General features: G+C 38.4%; 21 protein-coding genes and 1 pseudogene. 9 read left to right on the forward strand and 13 right to left on the reverse strand.

Annotated elements, in window-relative coordinates; all coding sequences use genetic code 11:
• The first annotated feature begins 201 nt into the window (after positions 1-201).
• Positions 202-1,638 (forward strand): amino acid permease, encoded by a 1,437-nt coding sequence (locus ACQKNS_RS00575; RefSeq protein ID WP_427640664.1) that lies wholly within the window; start codon positions 202-204, stop codon positions 1,636-1,638.
• 315 nt (positions 1,639-1,953) lie between these two features.
• Here ACQKNS_RS00575 and ACQKNS_RS00580 read toward each other — a convergent pair whose 3' ends face one another.
• Entirely contained in the window at positions 1,954-2,232 is a 279-nt protein-coding gene (locus ACQKNS_RS00580) for a hypothetical protein (protein ID WP_427640665.1), read from the reverse strand.
• Between the two features lie 390 nt (positions 2,233-2,622).
• Here ACQKNS_RS00580 and ACQKNS_RS00585 point away from each other — a divergent pair, with 390 nt between their 5' ends.
• Positions 2,623-3,954, forward strand: coding sequence for a polysaccharide biosynthesis protein (locus ACQKNS_RS00585; RefSeq protein ID WP_427640666.1), 1,332 nt, complete (start codon positions 2,623-2,625; stop codon positions 3,952-3,954).
• A gap of 158 nt (positions 3,955-4,112) precedes the next feature.
• Positions 4,113-4,280, forward strand: a complete 168-nt coding sequence (locus ACQKNS_RS00590; protein ID WP_427640667.1) for a DUF3934 family protein — start codon at positions 4,113-4,115, stop codon at positions 4,278-4,280.
• Positions 4,281-4,506: 226 nt separating this feature from the next.
• Here the strand turns inward: ACQKNS_RS00590 and ACQKNS_RS00595 are convergent, their stop codons facing one another.
• Together ACQKNS_RS00595 and ACQKNS_RS00600 are read right to left on the reverse strand one after the other, a co-directional pair.
• Complete coding sequence (locus ACQKNS_RS00595) at positions 4,507-4,863, reverse strand: DUF948 domain-containing protein (RefSeq protein ID WP_427640668.1); 357 nt, start codon at positions 4,861-4,863, stop codon at positions 4,507-4,509.
• Positions 4,864-4,962: 99 nt separating this feature from the next.
• Entirely contained in the window at positions 4,963-5,352 is a 390-nt protein-coding gene (locus ACQKNS_RS00600; RefSeq protein ID WP_427640669.1) for a DUF948 domain-containing protein, read from the reverse strand.
• 175 nt (positions 5,353-5,527) lie between these two features.
• Here ACQKNS_RS00600 and ACQKNS_RS00605 point away from each other — a divergent pair, with 175 nt between their 5' ends.
• Both ACQKNS_RS00605 and ACQKNS_RS00610 read left to right on the forward strand, forming a co-directional pair.
• Entirely contained in the window at positions 5,528-5,857 is a 330-nt protein-coding gene (locus ACQKNS_RS00605) for a four-helix bundle copper-binding protein (protein WP_427640670.1), read from the forward strand.
• Between the two features lie 224 nt (positions 5,858-6,081).
• A complete protein-coding gene (locus ACQKNS_RS00610; protein WP_427640671.1) occupies positions 6,082-6,393 on the forward strand; it encodes a hypothetical protein in 312 nt (103 codons plus the stop codon).
• A gap of 104 nt (positions 6,394-6,497) precedes the next feature.
• Here ACQKNS_RS00610 and ACQKNS_RS00615 read toward each other — a convergent pair.
• Positions 6,498-7,151, reverse strand: a pseudogene (locus tag ACQKNS_RS00615) (hypothetical protein).
• Between the two features lie 316 nt (positions 7,152-7,467).
• Here ACQKNS_RS00615 and ACQKNS_RS00620 point away from each other — a divergent pair.
• Positions 7,468-7,677 (forward strand): YqaE/Pmp3 family membrane protein, encoded by a 210-nt coding sequence (locus ACQKNS_RS00620; protein WP_427642090.1) that lies wholly within the window; start codon positions 7,468-7,470, stop codon positions 7,675-7,677.
• Between the two features lie 51 nt (positions 7,678-7,728).
• Here the strand turns inward: ACQKNS_RS00620 and ACQKNS_RS00625 are convergent, their stop codons facing one another.
• Positions 7,729-10,299 carry a helicase-related protein gene (locus tag ACQKNS_RS00625; protein ID WP_427640672.1) on the reverse strand — a complete coding sequence of 857 codons (2,571 nt, stop codon included), beginning with the start codon at positions 10,297-10,299 and terminating at the stop codon, positions 7,729-7,731.
• Between the two features lie 555 nt (positions 10,300-10,854).
• On the opposite strand from ACQKNS_RS00625, the gene ACQKNS_RS00630 reads away from it, so the two are divergent.
• Positions 10,855-11,829, forward strand: coding sequence for a sensor domain-containing diguanylate cyclase (locus ACQKNS_RS00630; protein WP_427640673.1), 975 nt, complete (start codon positions 10,855-10,857; stop codon positions 11,827-11,829).
• A gap of 264 nt (positions 11,830-12,093) precedes the next feature.
• Here ACQKNS_RS00630 and ACQKNS_RS00635 read toward each other — a convergent pair whose 3' ends face one another.
• Positions 12,094-12,273: a hypothetical protein gene (locus ACQKNS_RS00635; protein WP_076369116.1), complete on the reverse strand. Its 180-nt coding sequence runs from the start codon at positions 12,271-12,273 to the stop codon at positions 12,094-12,096.
• On the reverse strand, positions 12,274-13,017 hold the full coding sequence (locus tag ACQKNS_RS00640; protein WP_427642091.1) for a type II toxin-antitoxin system SpoIISA family toxin: 744 nt from the start codon (positions 13,015-13,017) through the stop codon (positions 12,274-12,276).
• Between the two features lie 267 nt (positions 13,018-13,284).
• Between ACQKNS_RS00640 and ACQKNS_RS00645 the strand changes: the two genes are divergently transcribed.
• A complete protein-coding gene (locus ACQKNS_RS00645) occupies positions 13,285-14,367 on the forward strand; it encodes an MBL fold metallo-hydrolase (protein ID WP_427642092.1) in 1,083 nt (360 codons plus the stop codon).
• 327 nt (positions 14,368-14,694) lie between these two features.
• Here ACQKNS_RS00645 and ACQKNS_RS00650 read toward each other — a convergent pair whose 3' ends face one another.
• The 4 genes from ACQKNS_RS00650 to ACQKNS_RS00665 all read right to left on the reverse strand — a co-directional run bounded on the left by ACQKNS_RS00650 (position 14,695) and on the right by ACQKNS_RS00665 (position 19,459).
• The gene (locus tag ACQKNS_RS00650; RefSeq protein ID WP_427640674.1) at positions 14,695-15,642 is read right to left on the reverse strand and encodes a DMT family transporter; all 948 of its coding nucleotides are present in this window, start codon (positions 15,640-15,642) and stop codon (positions 14,695-14,697) included.
• 358 nt (positions 15,643-16,000) lie between these two features.
• Positions 16,001-17,467, reverse strand: coding sequence for a sodium:solute symporter family protein (locus ACQKNS_RS00655; RefSeq protein ID WP_427640675.1), 1,467 nt, complete (start codon positions 17,465-17,467; stop codon positions 16,001-16,003).
• Positions 17,468-17,484: 17 nt separating this feature from the next.
• Positions 17,485-17,706, reverse strand: a complete 222-nt coding sequence (locus tag ACQKNS_RS00660; protein ID WP_427640677.1) for a DUF3311 domain-containing protein — start codon at positions 17,704-17,706, stop codon at positions 17,485-17,487.
• Between the two features lie 88 nt (positions 17,707-17,794).
• Positions 17,795-19,459, reverse strand: a complete 1,665-nt coding sequence (locus tag ACQKNS_RS00665; protein ID WP_427640678.1) for an amidohydrolase — start codon at positions 19,457-19,459, stop codon at positions 17,795-17,797.
• 482 nt (positions 19,460-19,941) lie between these two features.
• On the opposite strand from ACQKNS_RS00665, the gene ACQKNS_RS00670 reads away from it, so the two are divergent.
• Positions 19,942-20,268, forward strand: a complete 327-nt coding sequence (locus ACQKNS_RS00670; RefSeq protein ID WP_427640680.1) for a YnfA family protein — start codon at positions 19,942-19,944, stop codon at positions 20,266-20,268.
• A 105-nt stretch (positions 20,269-20,373) separates the two neighbouring features.
• On the opposite strand, the gene ACQKNS_RS00675 is transcribed toward ACQKNS_RS00670, so the two are convergent.
• Positions 20,374-21,720, reverse strand: coding sequence for an MFS transporter (locus ACQKNS_RS00675; RefSeq protein ID WP_427640681.1), 1,347 nt, complete (start codon positions 21,718-21,720; stop codon positions 20,374-20,376).
• Between the two features lie 235 nt (positions 21,721-21,955).
• The gene (locus ACQKNS_RS00680; protein WP_427640682.1) at positions 21,956-22,144 is read right to left on the reverse strand and encodes a hypothetical protein; all 189 of its coding nucleotides are present in this window, start codon (positions 22,142-22,144) and stop codon (positions 21,956-21,958) included.
• Positions 22,145-22,392: the final 248 nt, after the last annotated feature.

Genomic DNA, 22,392 nt, shown 5'->3' on the forward strand with positions numbered 1-22,392 from the left:
TAAGCGGCGCTACCTGAAATTAATTCTGCATTGGAACCTATCTATCTCTAAATGCAGAAATAATCTCTTATTCTAGGGAATTCAATTACATCTAAGATTCAAATCAAATCTTTTACATTTGTGAGTAAAATACACAAATTCCCTAATAACGTCCAGACATAAATGAAACCGTTTGCACCCATCAGGTAAAGGAGTTTTTCAATGAAGACAATAGAAAATCAACCAAATGAATTAAAACGGAGCATGAAAGCAAGACATTTATTTATGATTTCAATAGGGGGATGTATTGGTACGGGCTTTTTCATTGGTTCAGGCTATACCATTCATGAAGCAGGAGCCTTCGGTGCTATCCTCTCTTACATAGTCGGCGGCTTCATCATGTATTTAACGATGCTTTGTCTAGGCGAATTATCCGTTGCCATGCCTGTTTCCGGTTCGTTTCAGACATATGCGACAAAGTTCATCGGTCCTGGAACCGGGTTTGCCATCGGATGGCTTTACTGGTTAGGTTGGGCCGTAACAGTTGCTTTAGAGTTTTTGGCAGCAGGACAGCTTATGCAAAGATGGTTTCCCGAATCACCTGTTTGGATGTGGTGTGCAATCTTTGCTTTTCTCATATTTTCACTAAACGCCTTATCTGCAAAGGCATTTGGCGAATCTGAGTTTGTTTTTTCCAGCATAAAAGTATTGGCCATCATTTTGTTCATCATCGTTGGCGGTGCTGCTATGTTTGGAATGATTGATATGAAAGGTGGACAAGAAGCTCCATTTTTCTCCAACTTTTTCGCTGAGGGTCTTTTCCCCAATGGGATATCAGCCCTGCTAATCACAATGATTACAGTGAACTTTTCCTTCCAGGGCACAGAATTAATCGGAATTGCCGCTGGAGAAAGTGAAAACCCGGAAAAAGTCATACCAAAATCCATCAAACAAACCGTTTGGCGAACCCTTTTCTTCTTTGTTCTTTCTGTCACTGTACTTTCGGCGATGATTCCGAGGGAAAAAGCCAGCATCACAGAAAGTCCATTCGTCGTTGTACTAGATAGTATCGGAGTTCCGTATGCAGCTGACATCATGAACTTCATCATTCTAATAGCGCTTTTGTCCGTTGCAAACTCCGGACTTTACGCGGCAACACGTATGCTTTACTCGCTTTCTAAGGAAGGCATGGCAAGTCCAAAGCTCGGTCTAGTGAATAAGCGAGGAATTCCGCTTAATGCCTTGCTTATCACCCTTGCAATAGCTGGTTTGTCTTTACTTTCAAGTGTAGTAGCCGCCAAAACAGTGTTTGTCTTTCTTCTCTCCCTTGCAGGATTAGGTGCACAAATAGGCTGGATTGCCATATCGGCTAGTCTTCTTGCATTTAGAAAATCCTATACCCGCCAAGGTGGAAAGATAGAAAATCTGAAATTCAAAGTTCCGCTATACCCATTCATCCCCATTCTAGCTTTACTAACAAACTGCATCGTCATGATCAGTCTTGCGTTTGTTCCTGAGCAGCGAATGGCCCTTTACTGCGGGGGAACATTCTTCCTTGGATGTTATGCGGTTTATCACTTTAAAGTGAAGAAAAACAAGACCATAGAAACTCCCAAGCAGGAAGTTGAATTAAATGCCGGTAAAAAAATGGTCATTTAATCATGAAGGCTAAGGAGTTGAGTAAAAATGGTGAAAAGCGATTTTTACAATTCATAAAGATTGCTTTTCAAAGAAGAAAAACCCTGTATGTTTTCACATTCAGGGTTTTTCTTTTATTTAATCACCGTTTCTTACATAGCTATCCAATGGTAAACCGCTTTACAAATTCCCCCTTTCCCCTTCCAGCTTTTTTAGTTCCCCTAACTATACCCTTAAATATTATCTCCCTGTCTATGATAATACGCATATAATAGGAAGTTAAATTTCCAGTTCCATTTAGGCAATAAAAACAAGTGTCAAAACAAAAAAATCATCTTAATCGATGATTTTATTTTGTGCATATTCCTTTAATCTAGGCAGGATAGGCTCTAAAATTTCCTTGGCTATGTAATCCGTATCCAATCCAATGAAACGTTCACTTTCCATGTCGACCGATCTCGCGTTTTCCGGGTCATTACAAAATATAAACGATATGATCCCTTTATCTTCCGTCATATCTACATATTTAAATGTAATGTCATGTTCCGTAAGACAACTTTCAAACGCAATGCACAATTCATCTATATTTGATTGACTAATAGATGTGAATTTCATATTGATCATCCCCTCTGCTAAAGGATAGCAAAATAAAGCATGAATTTCAAAGCGAAATTCAAGTTCCATTTTTAAGATCATGATTCATCTGACACTATCGACCAAAGGGACATTAACAAAAACATGCCCTTGTATGGAATATCACCCTTTGAAGAATTTTGATAAAATACGGCATGTGTAGGACTTTCCCAAAATACGAGAATGTAACCAATCGATTTCATTCAAATCCCAACCCTTACCCTGATTTATTTTTTTTCTCACAACAACGAATAATAAGGATTCCCCTAGGCATAACCGCATTTTGTATCGCCGGGATAAGCTGTTCCTCATGAATATTCCATGGCATGTCTCATATCTTTATACAAACACCTTGTTAGGAGTGGGCCAACCATGAAGTCTTTTTATAAAGGAACGCTCATTTTGATCGTAGCAGCGTTTTTTGGTGAGTGTATCGAATTTTTAGTGAACATGCTCCTAGCCAGGGAATTACACGAAGAGGGCATGGGGCTATATATGTCCATATTGCCAATTTTCTTTTTGATATATGTGATTGCCAGCCTTGAATTACATATTTCCATTTCAAAATTCGTTGCGGAAAATAAACAGGCAATGCATTATAATCTTATCATTCATGCACTAAAAATGGCTGCAGTCGTCGTATTGGTAATGTGTATAGTCATGCCTTTCATACTTTCCTTTTCATCGATAATGGACAGATACCATCCCTATATTAAATGGCTGCTTATCACGTTGATCCCCATAGTTTCCTTTTCATCGATTGCTAGAGGCTATTTCATGGGTGTCCAGCAAATGGGAAAGATTGCCTTGTCCAACTTTTTAAAAGACATCATTCAATTCGGTTTGCTTTTCCTCATGTTTAATTTATTTCATTTTAACCAGGAAAAGTCATTATTGATGGCCTTTTTTGTTTTGATTGGCAGTGAGTTCCTCGTTTTTCTATACTTGATAAACCTTTTGGTTCTTCAAATGCGGATCATGAGGCGCGGTACGAACTCGTGGACAACCGGTAAACATGCACGACAAAAGTTATTGGCGGTTTCGCTGCCCACAATGGGATTAAGGATTTTTCATGCGATAACGAATGCCATCCAACCTTTTTTGATCCATACCGCCCTACTCTCGGCAGGATTCGGTGCAGTAGTGGCTACAGAGCATTTTGGAATGCTGACTGGGGTTGCGATGACGATTGGCTTCTTTCCGGCCTTTATCGCGCATTCCTTAATGATCATGCTCATTCCGAATGTTTCGAATGCCTACAAGAAGCAGGATAAGGAAAAATTGAGGGTACTATTGCAAAAATCAATGTCTTTCACCGTATTATATGGCGTTCCGGCCGTGATTTTCATTTATTTCTTTGCTGAACCTTTGACCTCCCTCTTTTTTTCTTCAACATCTGCCGCATACTATTTAAAATTATTATGTCCTTATTTCCTTTTTCATTTTTTTGTCATTCCCATGCAAGCTTATCTCATCGGTCTGGGTTTAGTGAAGGATGCTTTCATCCATACCGTATGGTCCCATATTGTTGCCTTTTTAATGATGTACATCCTGGGGTCTCAGGCTTCCCTTAATATGGGAGGAATCATTTTAGGAATGAATACCGGGGCTGTATTATTAACTTTCATGCACTACTTGACCATTTGCAAAAAAATCGGCATAAGCATCTTACTGACGAAGACGAGATCCATATCGATAAAGTAAGGCAAAAACCCCGCTTTATTGGTTTATAACGATTTAGATTAAAAATATTGAGCCTTTCCCTGTACATATCACATTCGTTACTGTATATTTCAACATACTTGGGTAATAATCAAGTAAAATGGTTTAAACTAACCATACATTTGTAATGGAGTGATTTCATGAGTAAAGCTAAGGCTAAGAGTGGAACGGGTAAAGGTACGGGGACTGGAACGGGCAAGAAGGGCTGGAATCGTTGGAAATCAAGTGCCAACAAGAAAAAAAGCGCCAAACCATATGTAAGTAAAGGCGTCAAGCATGCCAATGATTCAAAAACATCCGGAAAATAATTGCTTGTCCTATAATTAATCCAAACAAAAATGACTGTTTGTTCCATATTCATTCTCATACAGAGTGTTAAGAGATCTGTATGAGAGAAATGGGTCTTATAGATATAAACCACGGGCATTACCCATATGAAGCACATACTAGTACAGCTATTATACATCCCATCAAAAAAGACACTCCGAATCGCGGTAGTGTCTTTCATTTTTTAATATTTTCTTTTTATCTAAATTAATTTTTGGGTTTGATAGCGTTGATCTTCTTCGGGGAAAACTCTGTACGGAAACCGTTAGTGGCCTTTTTAACAGAGTCTGTAACTGAATGTATAGCTTCACCAACATCCTGGGCAGAATCCAATAATGGTTCAACCGTTTTCATTTTAGTTTTTACATCGTCCGTGATTTCGTTTGCAGTTTGCAATAGTTGTTTTGATTCGTCGGACAATTCGTGGATGGCATTTCTAACCTCAACCAATGTTTGATTGGCTTCACCTATCGTGATCATTCCTTTTTGAAGAGTACTGATTAAAAAAACGACCAACCAAATGAAGGCTAAAGCGATCGCAGCCACACTATATTGAATTATCAAGATAAAGCTCCCCCTCTAAATTAAATAATAGTAGAAACGATTATTTTTATTATGTTAGTGAATCCTGGGGTGCTTGTTTTTTAATGATAAATGATGATACTATTTGATTATTATTTGAACCCCCTCATCTCCAGTTCGAGTTGAAGGAACTTTCGGAGTGGATAAATCCTTAGGGCGGCCTTTCAAACTGGCTTCTTTCATGGAATTGGTTACATTATGAATCATTTCCCCAACATCTTGAGCTGATTCCAGCAACGGATCGACATTTTCCATCTTCCCTTTTACATCCGCTGTAATTTGATTGGCAGAGTGGATCAATTGTTTGGACTCCTGCGTCAATCCATGTACCGCATTTCTTACCTCTTCCAGTGTCTTATTTGTTTCTTCGAGCGTTCCCATTCCTTTACGAAGCGTCTGGTTGACATTATATATCAAATACAAGACGGCTCCGGAAACACTGGCCACACTTAATTTAATGAACATTTTCATATATCCACTCCTTTCATTTAAATTTATGCACCGCTCCTTCCATTAATTACCTAACACCCTTATCTTGTCCGGTATGTTTTATAAAAATTACCATTACCATAACCTAAAAAAGTTTAAAGGGTAATTTAAAGGATAATAGTAAGGGAGAGACAATACTATAGGAGGAGATTTGTTCATGTCACTTGAGAAATATTCATCTGTTATCGAGACTTTAAAAGATTGTATGACCGCATGTAATCAATGTTATGACGCATGCTTAAGAGAAGATCATGTAAACATGATGGTGGAGTGCATTCGATTGGATCGGGAATGTGCGGATATTTGCTCTTTTTTAGAACAGGCGATAGGAAGGGGTACCCCGTTTATTTCAGAGTTGGCTGCAGTTTGTGCCAAGATTTGTGAAAGCTGTGGGCATGAATGTAAAAAACACGATCATGAACATTGTCAAAAATCTGCTGAAGCATGCTTGAGATGCGCAGAAGAATGCAAAAAATTAGCCGCCTGATGTAAGGAATAGCACTAAGCTATTCCTTTTATTATGCTTCCACCTTACATACCCATTATTTTTTTAAACCTTTTTAAAGGATGATGATATTATCTATATATTCTAGCGAGGTATATGTTGGAATGTTTAATCTACATAAATATTTTAAAAATGAAATTTGTAAAAAAACACATAGTGAAAACCGCCATTTTTAGGCAAACTAGTAATAAAAACAGGAGGATATTATGACACCTCGAAATGTCCAGGCTAAAGATGATTTAGAATTGAAAGATTCCCCCGCTACATCTGATAAGGAAAGTGAAGTAACCAAACTCAATCGATTATTAGGTGCAGTCATGCGATATTTATCGGATGATGAGCAAGAAGAAATTGATATAGAGTATCTTCTCGAAAACACTGAAGGGCTGCGGGAATGGTGGAGCGAATATAGGGAGCTTGATCGAAAAAGGGTCGAAGAAGAAATAAAAAATTCCCTGACAGATCTATCCCTTGAAGAACTTGAAAGCATCCGTGAACAAATACGCAAAAAGGAATGATAAAAAATCCCTGCACTTGGATTTAACCAGAATCATGCAGGGATTTTTAGTTTCTTCCATATACAAAAATCATTCCGTTCATGAGGCACCAGAAATCATTTGATTTAATGACCACTCAATGAATGTAGTTGCAGATGATTGATCATGGAATCAACTAATGCTGGCAATGGATTCAAAACTGTCTTTCCTGTCAGAAGTTCATATCTTTTAGCTGCTTCGACCATTGATAGTTGAGCCAACGACAACTGTCTATTTTCGTCATTAGACTGGTATAGGAAGTTCAAGGTTTCCTGGTTATACCTCTCACCCAATCCCTGCATAATGAATTCAAAGGCCTTGTCAATGATGATCACTTCAAAATCGACAGCCCCATATTTATCAACATGGGCATTTAAACGTTTGACTGTTCCTTCAACAGTGGCAGGGTTCGTGAATACTATCATTTGCGGTTGCTGTAAATTTTCTCAAAATATGGTTCATCGATTTTAATGATTGGTATGGGTAAGGATAGCTGCTCTTCGTTTAAAAATGCGACGTAGTTTGTGCAGGTTATCAGAATGGCCTCCACTTTTACATTCTGCCATCCATTCGACTTGTTGCTTAACCCTCTTTTAAGCTTCCGAATCCTTAAAATTTTCATCCGTTGACACCCGCTGCATCATTCCTGGATCTACAAAATGAAGCCATTCAATATCGATTCTCGAGAATTCGGTTTCTATGTATTCTATATTTGTATAGTGTGCATGCAAACAGCCTATCTTTTTTCATGAATCTCCCGTTTTCACAGTTAGTATTCTGTTTAATCTAACATAAAAAAACGGCGTTACACTGACCTCTATCATCGGGAGTCAAAAGGCTGCTTCTTAGTGACAGTATGTTCAGTTGGTATGAATCCGGCTCTTGAGCATATATTTATCAATGCGATAGCAAGAGATAGCATGAGGAAAATGCAACTTCAGTAACCGAATTTCTTTTCGATTCAAGTAAAGCATATGTTTTATAATAAAAAAATATCGATAAGAGAAAAACAAACCGTAATCGTCATATAAAAAATTATATTGGAGAGTGTTCACCATTCTGTATTTAATTGCGATTCTTTTCCCTCCATTAGCCGTATTATTAGCCGGGAAACCCATCCAGGCTGTATTTAATCTGGTCCTTACACTATTTTTTTATGTCCCTGGTTTAATTCACGCAATCTTGGTTGTGCATGATAAGAAAGCTGATAAACGAATGAAGCTGCAAGCAGCACTTATTGCTAAGACGAAAAAAACGACAAAGTGATTGATACAACCGCTAATAACCCGAATGCCGGCATTCGGGTTAACAATTTGGCTAATTGTATCTGTGCGTCTTCCTAAGCCCTCTATGATAACAAGCATCACATATATGAAAACGTGAGTCATCCGGAAGCCTTTTTCCACAGCGCTTGCATTTTTTTTGATAATTCAACATTTCGTCTTTTAACTGATCATGAACGCCATCACTGATTTCTTCACGGATACGCTCCCAATAAACAGCTTCCGTCCGCTTACGCATCCGATATAAAAAGAGTAGATGAAGACCTATCGCTTTATAAGATAGCTCCAATTCCTCCAGATTTCTAGTCTTGATGATCGGTTCAGGAAGGTCACTGTTCTCGGCAATCGCCTCGACCGTTTCCAGCCACTGTCTGATCAAACTTGGTTCTTTTGCCGAAAAAGGAATATGCAGGAAACCATATAAATCCATTAAAGAAAATCGCGCTTCGATTTCAGTATCCCGTATCAGTTCGTAAAGCTCCCTTTCTTCCGATAAAGATGCCTTTTTCGTGCCTTTAGGAGGCTCAAACCTCTCCCACATTTCAAAAAATGTCCCTAGGTTCCGGTAATATTTTTGAAAACGTTCAAACACTGCAGAGGTTGGGGCAATAGTGAAGGTTTGAACTGGTTCATCTACTTGTTCCAGCAACTTATTCATGATTTTGATTTCTGCTGTAAAAGCTACCTTTCCAGTGTCATAAATTCCTTTTCTACCCGCTCGGCCTGCGATTTGTTTGATTTCTTGAGACGTCAATCTTCTTCTCCGTGTCCCATCGAATTTTTCATTTTCAAGAAAGACGATTCGGCGTATTGGCAAGTTCAATCCCATACCAATCGCATCTGTTGCAACGACAACTGATGTTGCGCCACGATTGAATAACTCTATTTGCCGTTTTCTATTTTCAGGAGGCATACTGCCGTATATCATACTGACATTATGTCCACTCTCTTTTAACCGGGACGCAGTTTCCAGTACCTGCCTTCTCGAAAAACAAATGAGGGCATCCCCTTTTTTTGTATACTTCAGTCCAAACTCCCTTTGTTCTACCTCAAGCGGTATTTCCCGTCTGTATTCGTGGAGTTCCAAATCAGCTTCATTCAGAAGGTTCAGAAGCATCATTTTGATATTATTGCTCCCGATTATGTGTACTTCTTTCGCATTAGCTTGCGTGATTGCCCTGAACCATGAAAAGCCTCGATCTTTATCAGCAATCATTTGGGCTTCATCTATGACGATTACTTCATGGTAGTCTTTCTCATGAAACATTTCAACGGTGCTGGAGACATGTTTAGCCCCTTCAACTGCCTTTTCTTCTTCACCGGTTTTTAATGAACAAGGTACACCATCCGCATTTAATTTATCAAACACCTCGAGGGCCAACAGTCTAAGGGGAGCTAGATACATTCCGCTTTCCGCTTCTTTCATTTTCTCCAAAGCCTTATGCGTCTTCCCGGTATTGGTTTCCCCGATATGCAAAACATATCTTACTTTTTTTCCTAATGAAGGAGTATAGGCCTTACCGATGATGTCATCGATCATCCTTTGCTCTTCTGCCCGCTTCTTGGCTTGCTCTGCCAATACTTCAGCTTTTCTTCTCTCCCTGTTCTCCACGTCTTTATCGTATATTTCTTCGTGCAATGTTTCATTAAAAGGAATTCCTTCAAGCTTCAGTAAATCAGAAAGGTATTCTTCCTGAAGTTCATCAAAACAGGACTGAGACAATTCAGACAATTCATCGCTTAGTATACCTTGGAGGGCAACAACGGTCAGCCTTTCCCCATAGTACTCAAAGAAATCATGATGCAGTGCAGCAGATAGATATTGCAAGTATTTGTCAGGGGCTGATTTCATAATGAAATCCGAAACTAATCTTTCATACCTGTAGAAGTAATTTTCATATTCATATCGGTTTCTTCCCCAACCGACTAATGAGTGAATATCGCCTGTCAGCTCTTCAAAAAAATCAGTGACCATTAAGTATTCGGCAGCTTGAAAGCCCCCCTCTTCAACCAATTGTTCTTCAAGCAAGTATGGATCGACATATTGGAATTTAGGCTTATTCTTAAGATCTTTTGTCAAAATTCCAGCAATATAATACCTGACATGTAAATATAAAAGAAGTGAGTTACTTTCGAAAAAACTATTGGCCTCTTCTTGCAGTCTTGCGCGTATCTTCCAGCGCTGCTTGGCAAGCCGCTGTTCTTCTTGTCTCCTAAAGAATTTTTCCCTTGCATTTTTATATCTCTTCTCCCAATCTTCTTGATTATCAGCAAAGGTTTTCTTTAACCACGTTAAGCCATCAAACGGGCGATACTTCTTTAATTCGTTCCGGAACATGCTATTGATCAGCTTATGATCTGAACCTTCCGTTACAAATCCCCTTTCGCTTAAAAACGCCTTTTTTTCCTTTCTGGGCACATCGTTAGATGCTTTATTTAGCCAAACATTTATCCAAATTTGTTCAATAAAAGTCGTCCTGTCTGATATATAAGCCGAATAAGAAGGCATGGTCTCTTGATTCTCTAAATAATAATCCATATCCTGGATTATTTTTCCCTTTGTATTCTCTATAGCAATAGGATATATACTTTCTAATTTTCCCATAATGATCCCCTTTTGAATTATCCAATATGTACTGTATTGCTTCCTTTTATCCTCCCCAAATTTTTTTTATAAATGAGCTCGACACATTCGTTTTATCTAAATTCATTTGTACCGTTATCATGAGAAGGTGCAGAAATACCAAGTTGCTTTACATTCGTATACTCCAGGGTAAATCAGAAAAGTAATCAAGATTGCACATCAAAGGTACTCTCCCCTTTTCATTTACAGTATAATGCATGATGAATAGTCTGAGATCATCACCTTAGACTTTATGGATCATGAAGTGATATCCGGATACGGAATGTTAGCTAGTTGATAATCCGGCGAATGAAATTCAATGATATTAAAAAAATGCCGAAAATAAAGAAAAGGCCTATTTTTCATCTTTCCCATTTACATGATTCATGAATAAAACGAATACAACCCTTAATTGAGTTTAGTGGAAATCCGGAAAACTGTCACGGTTTTCAGAATCCGCTTTTGTGTCTTTGTCGTTCAATATGAGAATTAACATCCGAAAATCTAAAAAGACTATATATAAAGAGGAGCCTGAGAATGATCCAGCAAGATATCAACTATTATAAAAATTTCGACTCTATCGCTAAAGAAGTATTAGCACTATTAGCTCAAACCATTGAGGTCAATACATTCTTCCTGTCTTTATTGAATCCCACCCAAAGTTTTATGATCAAATCCTTCAATAGAAATGCAATGTTAATTTGTGAAGGTGACATCCTTCCCTATAATATGGTTTACTGCAAATTAGTTGTTGAGAATGGCTTGGAGCCACTTGTTATCCCAAATTTGAGGGAACATGAATTGACTAGTGGCCACCCCGCGACGAAGTTTATAGGGAATGGATGTTTTATGGGGGCACCCCTAATAAATGAGGGTGAAATCATTGGGACACTATGTGCATTCGACATTAAACCTCATGTTTTTAAAGAATATGATCTGATACTCATTAAATCTTTGGCTGCTTTGATTAGCCATACCATACTTCTTGAAAAAGGGATTATCAGGGATCCTTTGTCAGGTCTATATAATCGGCACTTCATTGACCATTATTTCGATTATCATAAAGATAAAACAAACGATGAAATGGCCCTTCTTTACATCGATCTTGATCATTTTAAATTTTTCAATGATTCCTTTGGTCATGATGCTGGTGACGACGTTATTAAAAAGGCGGCGGAATGTTTTTTGCAAACCGTCCCCGAAGGCAGTCATGTAGCTCGAATTGGAGGAGATGAATTCATTGTATTATTACATCCATCGGATGGTGAAGATTTATTGAAAAACACTCAGCAAAACGCTGAATCATTACTGAACCATTTATCCACCATGCCCATTACGATTAATGGAAATGATCATTTTGTATCGGCTAGCATAGGGATAAGTTTTTATCCTCATAATGGTACGGAAATGGAGTCACTTTTGAAAAAAGCGGACCGTTCCATGTATATGGCTAAAGAGTCTGGACGTAAGAAAATTCAATACTTCCACCAGCAGCTATCATCTGAAAAATAAAAAAACCAGTTCTCCTTGGAGACTGGCTTTCTTTTACCTTAAAAAAATCCAACGTTTAGCTTTCAGCCTTTGTAAAAGCTTGATCAGATCAGCATTTCCCTTATGTATCCGTTGCTCGGATGGTGAAGCGGAGGGGACCGGGATGTTAACTCTCTCGGGTTTTTTGTTCATATTCTGAAAGACCCTTCCTATTCTTTGATTTTGAATAGTATATGCGGGTTCTTCATTAAATATCATAAGGAAAGGAAAAACACCTTTCCCTTCTTATAAAACATTTTTTAATCGGCTGAAGCGCGCAGCTTTTTCTTTTTGTTTCAGGATAATGCGTTCGTTCTGTTTCATCACTTTTTTTGTGTGGGGACTTAAACCTACATCCGGTATTTTCACCTGTGGTTTGATTACGGCAACTGACACATCATTGCCGGCTTTATCATAAATGCTCATTTATCCTTCACCACCTGGTTTTTGTTTTATGACCATATCGAACATCATGATTAATAATGCTATTAATAAACAATCGACTTCCGAAACGAAGCTTTCCGATTTAACGTCAAGGATATAAGGTTCCATTAAAATACTAACAGGCTGCAATGCCATTTTTTCTTCATCATTATAATACGTATCTTCTCTTTCCAATGTAGCACGAATGGTACTGCCATTCAAGTTCGGATGCCCATTTATCACCAATTGCTTGTCCTGTTCCGTCTTGAAAGGAAGGATTTTCACGCTCATCCCTTCCTTTGCCGCATAAGCTTGGAGGAGAATGCTCAAATAAGCCAGATATTCCTTATTCGTTTGATAATACTCAGGTATTCCTTCTTTTTTCAGGAGATGAAACATATTCTTGACCTTTTCCCTATTATCCGTTAAAAGTTTGTCACTTTCCGCAACGGCTTTTGTTGCATAGGATAGCTCGTTATCGCCAATCTTGGATATATACATGCTCAAGAACACAAACATATCAATCAGGATGAATACAATAGCCATAATCAAGAAATTTTTCCACTCATTAAAAATGCTCATAGGATAAAAATTCCAATAAATCAATGCACCCAGTATAAAAATGATATACCAGGTTTTTCGAATTGCTTCAATCCTTTTACTTACCTTTTCTTTATATTTCCAAGAAAGAATGACATAGGCTAATAAAGCAATGAATACTACCCATACAAAGACTCTGAAAAACATTAACAATCGATTTATCACCCTACCCTTCGGCTGCTACCTTCCTTATACCTCACTCTATATTATTCATTATATATACCTCTTTTCCCTGCCTGGGACGGGTGAAACTTAAACATTAGTCAGAAGTTTTCACTTTAGAAAAAACACTGTCTCAGAAGGGTTGATCTTTATCATTTTTCTAGTGGGTCATCATAGTAAATAACCTAATAAATTATGTGATATGATATGTTTTAAGAAAAGGTCTGATCAATACGGGAGGAAACTATCATGATGAAATTTATTAAGATTCTCATTTCTTCTTTTATAATATTGTTACTTTTTCTAAACCTCTATCCTCCACTTGGAAGACGGACAAACAAAGAAAAAGTGAGAAGTTTCACTGCAAAAGAGAATTTTGCCAAGGGAAAATTCCAAAATCAGATTCCTGCAAGTCAAGCGATGAGTTTTAAGCATACTGGTTCCATTTTACGTGATTTCATTAAACCTAATCCAAAAAGGAGGCCTGAGCGTCCCATTGTAATTGGATCAAAAGAATCTGCATCTGTGAATTCCAGTAAAATCACCTGGTTTGGTCATTCTGCATTCATGTTGGAATTAGATGGGAAAACTCTATTAGTGGATCCCATGTTTGGCAAAGCACCCACTCCCTTTCCTTGGTTTGGGAACAAGCGCTTTAGCGGGGAGCTGCCTATCGATTTGGATATGCTGCCTCCTATCGATGCCGTCCTCCTCTCGCATGATCACTATGATCACTTGGATTATTTCTCAATAAAGAAAATAAAAGATAAGGTAAGTCAGTTCATTGTCCCACTAGGTGTCGGGGGGCATCTTGAAAGATGGGGCGTTAAAAAAGAACTGATTCAGGAACATAATTGGTGGGATGAAGTTTCTTTCAAGGATTTGCAATTTGTTTGTACGCCTGCAAGGCATTTTTCTGGCAGAAGTTTACGCGATGGCAATACGACACTTTGGTGTTCTTGGGTAATTAATGGAAAACAAGAAAAGGTATTTTTCAGCGGCGATAGTGGATATGGCAGCCATTTTAAAGAAATCGGCGAAAAATACGGACCTTTTGATATAACTTTAATGGAATGCGGCCAATATGATGAACGCTGGTCAACCATTCATATGCTTCCAGAAGAAACCGTTCAAGCACACATCGATGTGCAAGGAAAACGGATGATCCCCATTCATTGGGCTGGGTTCACCTTGTCTTTCCATGACTGGACTGATCCGATAGAACGGGTAACAAAAGCGGCCAATGATCTTGGTGTCGAGGTCTGCACACCTCAAATAGGCGAACAAGTAGAGATTGATTCAACAGATTTCCCTCAAACAAGATGGTGGAAATGAAAATGGCCCATTCAGTTTGTATAAAAAAGGGAGTCGTAAACGTTTCTTTCATCAAAACATGTTCCAGAACCAACTGACCCAAAGCAAGCCTCTCAAAACCTAAGGTTCTTTTCCGTTTAAAGGGTATACCTATATTGATCGGAGCGTGTGGGCCGCTCCTGCTTAGAAAAGCGCGTCCAAGTGAGGCACCAAAGGAGGCAATTCAAAGGCGGGCCGCCCGCGAAAAGTGAATTCCTGGAGCGGAAACCAACGATCACATTGTACAAGACATAAAAATACCGTAGACAAACTGAATGGTCCATCCCTAATGGGACGGACCATTTTCATTCACATTTTCCCTTCAGTACATTCCAGATTCACTTTTATTGCATCCTCTTTCTTCAAACCAAAATAATTCGTGCCTATTACACCTAAAATGATTAATATCGACCCCAAAATATCGTAGATGGTAATCTTTTCATTTAAAATGAGCGCTCCTGCTGTTATCGTGACAACAGTGGAGAGATTAGCAAACACACTCATTTGGGAAGCTTTGATTTTTGATAAAATCGTATTGGATAATAACGAAGTGACCAATGAAGCCAAGATTCCCAAGTACAAAATGGAACTGATGAATTCCATGCTCGACCATGGTGAAAAGAATTCCGCCATCGATCCTTGTTTTAAGTTGGTGAAGAGCGCAGCCACGTTAAAAATGACAAAACCTGTTCCCATCATGAAAAAGGACATTTCACCTGGTGTATAATCCTTGGAAAGTGAACGCGTCATCGTTGTGTAACAGGCCGTTGCAATACAGGATAGCAAGATCAACAGCATCCCGAGCATGTCGGAAAAATCGATGGTGCTCCCTTTCATCACAAAAATAAAAATGACCCCGACTACCGACAAAACAATCGAAAGCTTTTGATATAAAGTAGTTTTCTCCTTCAGGAAATATCCAGCTATCATCAATGTTAGAATTGGGGTGACGGCAGACAGAATTCCAGCATCGGTGGATTGTGAATACTTAAGTCCAAAAGTTTGAAAGGCAAAGAAAAGAGTTGGGAACAACAAGGATAGCGGGATCAGATTTTTAACCGACTCCCAGGAAAAGTTCACCTTAATGACTTTAACGGCGACCAGGAATAAAATGATGACGAAAGAAACCGTGAATCGAAACGCCAAAGTATCAAGCGGATTCGATTCTGCAATCGAAATTTTCGTAAATAAAAAAGATAGGCCGACAATACTTGAATGAAATAGCGCTAACATGTATGCAACTGTTCGGGATTTCATGGCTGCAACTCCTCAACTAGATTACTATATTCCTATTTAGGTATAGTACCCTTTGCATCTGTTTTGCAATCCAAGTTACAGTTAAAAATCCTGGCCTTATTTTGGATATTTTACGTATTTAAAATGTTAAAAAGACAACAATGTAGTGTTGACATGCTCTTTTGTTGTTTTAATTTGTAAGAATACAGGAGAAAAATGGATGATCGCTCATCATGAGGTGCAAAACCCCCATTTTTCATTTAGTTTGAAATAATTGAGGATTATGAATGCATTTTTTGTTATGCAAGTTAAAGCCTATTACTATAATGTATGGTTGAATTAAAACTGAATGCATCATATCGTAAGAAAGTAATAATTATTAATCGACAATGACAGAGTTTTTTGGATAGGTTTCTTCTAATTCAATGCTATTGTAGGCAATCGGTTCTTCAAATGTGGTATGGGCTTTCCGTTTTCTTTTCAAATACATGCTAATTGCATAGGTAACGGTGAAGTTGATAAATAAAGCAATTAAGCCAATATTAATATTCAAGAAATTCACCTGCGCTAAATGCATACATATGGCGAACAGATCCCCTGCAATGAGGCCTGCTGCAATACCTGCAGGTCTTATGGACCGGAAAAAGAAAATCGATAATAATCCAGGCAGGAATTGCCCAAATCCATAATATGCCGTGTTAATCAAATTCAGCATCAAGCTTGGAGCCAGCAAAGTTAACCCCATCGAACACAACAGATAGAGAAGTACAATGATTTGGACCCATTTTCTCTGAGATTTTTCCGGAACATTACTTAATAAATTCCTGGAAACTAAGCCTCCAACTGCCAAACTAGTTACAGCAAGTACTAAAATACCTGAAAGAGCTGCCCCAGCAGCAACTAAACCGACTGCCCAAGGTGGAAGGATACTTGTTACCGTTGCCATGAAGGCATGGTTAGGATTATCTAAATTAGGTATGGATACAAGCGCAAAATATGAAGCTAGTATGAGAAAAGGATACATCAACATGTACAATGGCATGAATCTTTGAGTTCGCTTAATCGTTCCTTCTGACTTACTAGTGAATACGACAGCAACGATGATCGGCATGCAGTAGAAAGCTAATGATTGAAAAAATATAGTGGTCATACTAAAAACAATATCTTCCGATTTGTCTATCGTAACCATCGCCCCATGTTGCTTTGCCAAATTGAATAGGTTTGATACTCCATTGATTTCCTTTATAACTACTATCCCGGTGATTATGATCGCTAGAAGCATAATTATATCTTTAAGGATAGAAATGAGTGCGGGAGCTTTCACACCAGAAATCGATATATAAATAAATGCTAAGCACCCTGAAATAATGACTGACAGTGTTGGGGATAAATTAAAACCTAGGGCATGGAGAGCAACGACGAGTCCCTCAAACTGCAACTGCCCCCAAGGGATCATGAAGAGCAATGCGGAAATTGCCACTACGAGTTCCAAACCTCTATGGGAATAATGCCCTTTGAATATATCCGGAAGAGTCATTGCTCCATACCTTTTCCCCGCTCTCCAAATTAAAGGGGCTATATAATATCCAATGGGGTAAGCAAGGAGAATATAACCTAGAAACCAGATGCCATATCCCGGACCTTTGGCGTATATTCCTCCTGGAAATCCAATCATCGTTCCTATACTATAAATTTCGCCTACTGCGAGGAAGAATAGCAATATTCCGCTGAATGATCTGCCTCCAACCAAATATTCCTCAACACCAATTTTCCCTCTTCCACCTCGACTGTTCAATGCGATTCCAATTGAAAAGAGTATAATTGATCCAAACACAATCGCCGCCATTATCCATTCCTCCTTATCTACCCCATCTTTTCATTTTTATATTGATGACGATCATAAATATGCCAAGATACACAAAGACAAAGGGTAGTTAGTGGAAACCACATAAACACCCAAAAATAAAGGATGGGTATTCCCAGTACACTAAAATCAAGTTTCGCAATAAAAGGGATGATTCCGATAATGGCCAGAAATGGAATTATCACACCTATGAAGATACCAGCTAATTTTCGGCGAGACATCATTTTCTCCACCTTTCCTAAGATTTTTAGGTATGCGATTCCTATCGCATACTTTGCTAAGCGGGAGCATTTTTTTAGCGACTTAGGTTCAACAAATTAAACTCCAATCCTTTTGGTGAACAACTTGACCATCCACAATGGTGGCCATTACCGGAATATCCTTAATTTCTATTGGGTCGACCTTCAATGGATCTTCTGAAAGAATAACAAAGTCCGCTCTCTTTCCAATTTCAATACTTCCGCTGTTCTTTTCATCAAAATTAAGTTCAGCTCCCCATATCGTCATGGACCTCAGTGCACTTTCTACGTCTATCCTTTGTTCAGGCCCTAATACTTCCCCTCCCATCGTCTTGCGATTAACTGCAGCCCAAACTGAAAATAATGGTGAGATGGGTGTTACTGGACAATCGGAATGCAAAGTAAATAGTAAGTTATTTTGAAGTGCGTCTCTTAAGGGGTTCATTTTTCTGGCTCTTTCAGGTCCAAGAAACATTTTTTTATGCCTATCCCCCCAATAATAAACGTGATTAATGAAAAATGAACCTGCTACGCCAAGCTTTTTCATTCGATCTAAATCGTATTTAGTCACAGTTTGCAAATGTTCAATTCGATAGCGGTGATCTATACGTGGATTTTTTTTCAATGCGAATTCATAAGCATCTAAAATGGAGCCAATGGCCCTGTCGCCATTTCCGTGTGTTGTTATGCGAAACCCCCTTTTGTTTAAATCAAGAACTTCTTCATTGAATTCATTTTGTTCATGTAATAGTTCACCGGAAACTTTTGGTTTACAATGGTATGGCTGCCGCAATGCTGCTGTTAATCCTTGAATTGACCCATCTTGAAACAACTTAGCACTATCCAGGCGGGCACGACCATATGATTTTTCAATAATCTCCATATTGAGTTCACTAGCTGTATATTCCCCCAATTCATTTCCTTCCCGCAGGAGATTGTGCATGACCATTAATTGCATCCGCAATGGATTTTTTCTTTCTGCCATTGCCTGAAGATGGGCTTCTAGTTCAACTATGCCCATATTCAACCCTACACCGGCATCAGTATTTGTAGTGATGCCTTTTTCTAAGTAATCCTTCGAGCCCTCGCTTAATAGTGAAACCAATAAATCCAAAGACGGTGCCGGAATCTTCGTTTCCACCAAATTCATGGCAGGCAGTTCATATAAAATACCATTCAGTCGCCCTGAACTATCCCGACCTAGATGTCCACCAGGAGGGTCCAAAACAGTTTCATCAATACCTGCCATTTTAAGGGCTGCAGAATTTACCACTCCGAAGTGTGCGGAAACATGCCTGATAAAAACGGGATGATCTGGTACGACTGCATCCAATTCAGCCCGGGTTGGATGCCTTTGTTCTTTTAAAAGAGTATCATCATACCCAAAACCTAAAATCCAATTCTCTTTTTCAGTTTGTTTAGCCATAGAAAGAAGGCGGGCTTGTATATCTTCAATATTTTGGTTTAGAGGTGTGCTGCAGTTTGCTTGTTTACGAAACTGGGAATACATCAATAAATGGTTATGGGTGTCGATAAAACCAGGCAGCAATGTCGCGCCTTTTAAATTGATAACTTGGGTCCGGTTGGAGTATTCAAATGACGCGCGAGGAGGTTCCAATTCACTCCAGATTCCGATGATGATTCCATTACTTACCGCTACAGAACCTCCAATCCGACTTTTTTTATCTAATGTCAAAACGTTTGCGTTCGTTATCACGAGATCCACATGAACCATAAAAATGCCTCCTTAAAAGAGTTATTAAGTTTAATGGAGATAAAAGAAATTACATCATAGCGTTATATTTTCGCTTGTCTCTTTGGCTTTTAATAACCTGATCATCATCAATCAGGCGCATACATCCTTTCACTATACGTAATAACAATTCCGCTATTTAATTTCCTCCTTCTTTTAAATTGAATGTATTTTTACCACATTCACACTAACTCATCATAACGTCAGTACCACTCCTTAGTGAATGATACACACAACGTTTTAAAAAGTCAATTAAAAATTCAGAATATTCAGCTATATATGTTTTAATCGTTTTTTACTTTTATTTTTTTAAAATAGAACTTCACAAACAACCTCATAAATATTTCTTTTTAATGAATAAGCACGCTGTTGCTACTTTCAATAAATTAGAACTTTGTTGAAGTATGATCTATTACAGTTCATATATGATAAAATTTCAACGAGGAAGCGAGGTATATATTTATATGTTAGTTACTATTTTAATTTTCATTCTGGCTGGCCTTGCGGAAATTGGCGGCGGTTATCTAATTTGGCTTTGGTTAAGAGAAGGTAAATCCATTTTTCTAGGTTTAGCCGGAGGTTTCGGCTTGGTGTTATACGGCACCATTGCAACTTTCCAAACATTCCCTACCTTTGGACGTGTCTATGCTGCATATGGCGGTGTTTTCATTGTTTTATCGGTTTTATGGGGGTGGGGCATCGATAAGAAAACCCCCGATTTATATGATTGGGTTGGTGCAGTAATCTGTTTGGTCGGGGTTTCAGTCATTATATGGGGTCCTAGACACTAAAAAAATCAAAGGGCATGGGTCCTTTGATTTTTTTACCGAATTATCCACTTATTGTTTAACAGATCTACTTCTTATTTTCATACAGTGACTAAGCCTTCGCGTACGTTATATCAATTTCTTTTTCTCCTTGATTACAGTCATGTTGCTGAAATTATCCTGAATGAACCAAATCGCCGCTGCTGCAATGATGCATGGTATGGCAAAAGCTAAAAAATTGACTTGCAATGACAATTTCATATCAAGCAAGATCCCGCAGAAAGTAGGCGCCAGTATTCCGCCAATTCTGCCGATACCCAATGCCCAGCCGACACCTGTAGAACGGATTTCATTCGGATAATACTGGGATACATATGCATTCGTTACGATTTGTGTACCAGTTGTCGTACCTCCTGCAATGGCAATCAGGATATAAAGCATGATCATGCTTGGCTTGAAACTCAGCATCGTAAGGCTAATGAATCCAATGACCAAAAAAGTTACCAGAATCCTCTTGGAACCATATCTGTCTGCAAGCTTTCCTCCAACAATTGCTCCAAATACAGCTCCAAGGTTCAATACGACTAAGAATGTCAAGCTTGATCCTAATTCATATCCTGCCCCTCCCATGATCTTTGGAAGCCATGTACTCAAGCCATACATTACGAACAAACACATGAAAAATGCAATCCAGAACAAGAGGGTGCTTAATGTCCTCCCATTTTTGAATAACTGTTTAACTGGAAACCCTTTCATTTCACTTTTTAGTTGCTCATGAAGGAGGACATAATTATCATTCATGGTGTATTGCCCGTTTACATTCACTCGATTCAGAACGTCCACCAATTTGCTTTTTTTGTTTTTTGACATTAAATAATTAATCGACTCTGGCAACAATTTATATAATATGGGCATGAAGATTAAAGGGAGTGCACCGAGCCAAACCACTGCCCGCCAACCATAGTTCGGAATCAGATACATCGCTCCCATTGAAGCGACAACTCCCCCTAGAGCGTGCCCGCTGAACATGATTGCGACCAGGGTACTTCTAAGTTTTTTAGGAGCATATTCAGTAATGATTGCAATTAGGTTCGGCATGACCCCTCCCAGTCCAAGTCCTGCCGCAAAACGTTGTGTTCCAAAAGAAGTTGGTTCATTTGCAAAGCCCGATGTAAATGTAAATACGGAAAAAATGACCGTACAAATCAAAATGACGTTCTTTCTGCCGAACTTATCGGCCAGCGGTCCAAAGACCAACGCTCCTATCATCATTCCAAACAATGCATAGCTGCTGAATAACCCTGCCTCTACTGCAGATATCCTCCACTCCGCCATCAAAGATGGCAGGATTGTCCCAAGCATGAACATATCATACCCATCACAGATGATGATAAAGATACAACATAATAAAATCTGTAAATGAAAGCGGTTAAATTTTTGTCTATCAACCATTTCAGGCACTTGGATCGTGCGCATTTCCTTCCCCTCTTTCTGCTTTTCCTTGTGACATAGTCTTAAGGATGTCCCGATTTTTTTGGTAGAACTAATGTCAGCTGATCATGTAGTTGCAATCATTAATTATACATATATAGAACTAAGTTCACTATATATTAACTTAGTTTTTAGAATATTGTCAATAATCAAAGTTGAGCCATCTTAATCAACAAAAAATAGCCCTCTTATCAAAGAGGGCTTTTAACGAATATAAGGGTTAAGCTTCCAAGGCTTCTTTACGCTTTCTTTTCCTTGATTCTGTTATAAGATCATAACCAAGATAAAGGATGATGGCTCCGCCTAATAATTTAATATATAACGGAATGTCCGCGACAAAGAAATAAATCATTGAGAATAATGTCCCTATAATGCATAACCAAAAAATTACATGTTTTAAAATTTTCAAAGTAAGACTCCTCACAAAAGATGAGATTATTTTCTAGTTCGCTCCACTTCAAGGAGGAATATATTATCCGCACCATCATTCTAACATTTATTCTTTATATTAAGAGTGACTCATATTACGAAATTATGAACATTTAAGCAACTTTTCTCAAGAAAAGGTCAGGACCTGAAAAAATTAACTATATTTCTAGTAAATTTGCCATTTCATTACTACGTTAAAAGTCAAAAAAATATGCATGAAATGGCAGC

The sequence above is a fragment of the Peribacillus sp. NPDC094092 genome (assembly GCF_050279365.1).
Classification (GTDB): Bacteria; Bacillota; Bacilli; order Bacillales; family DSM-1321; genus Peribacillus.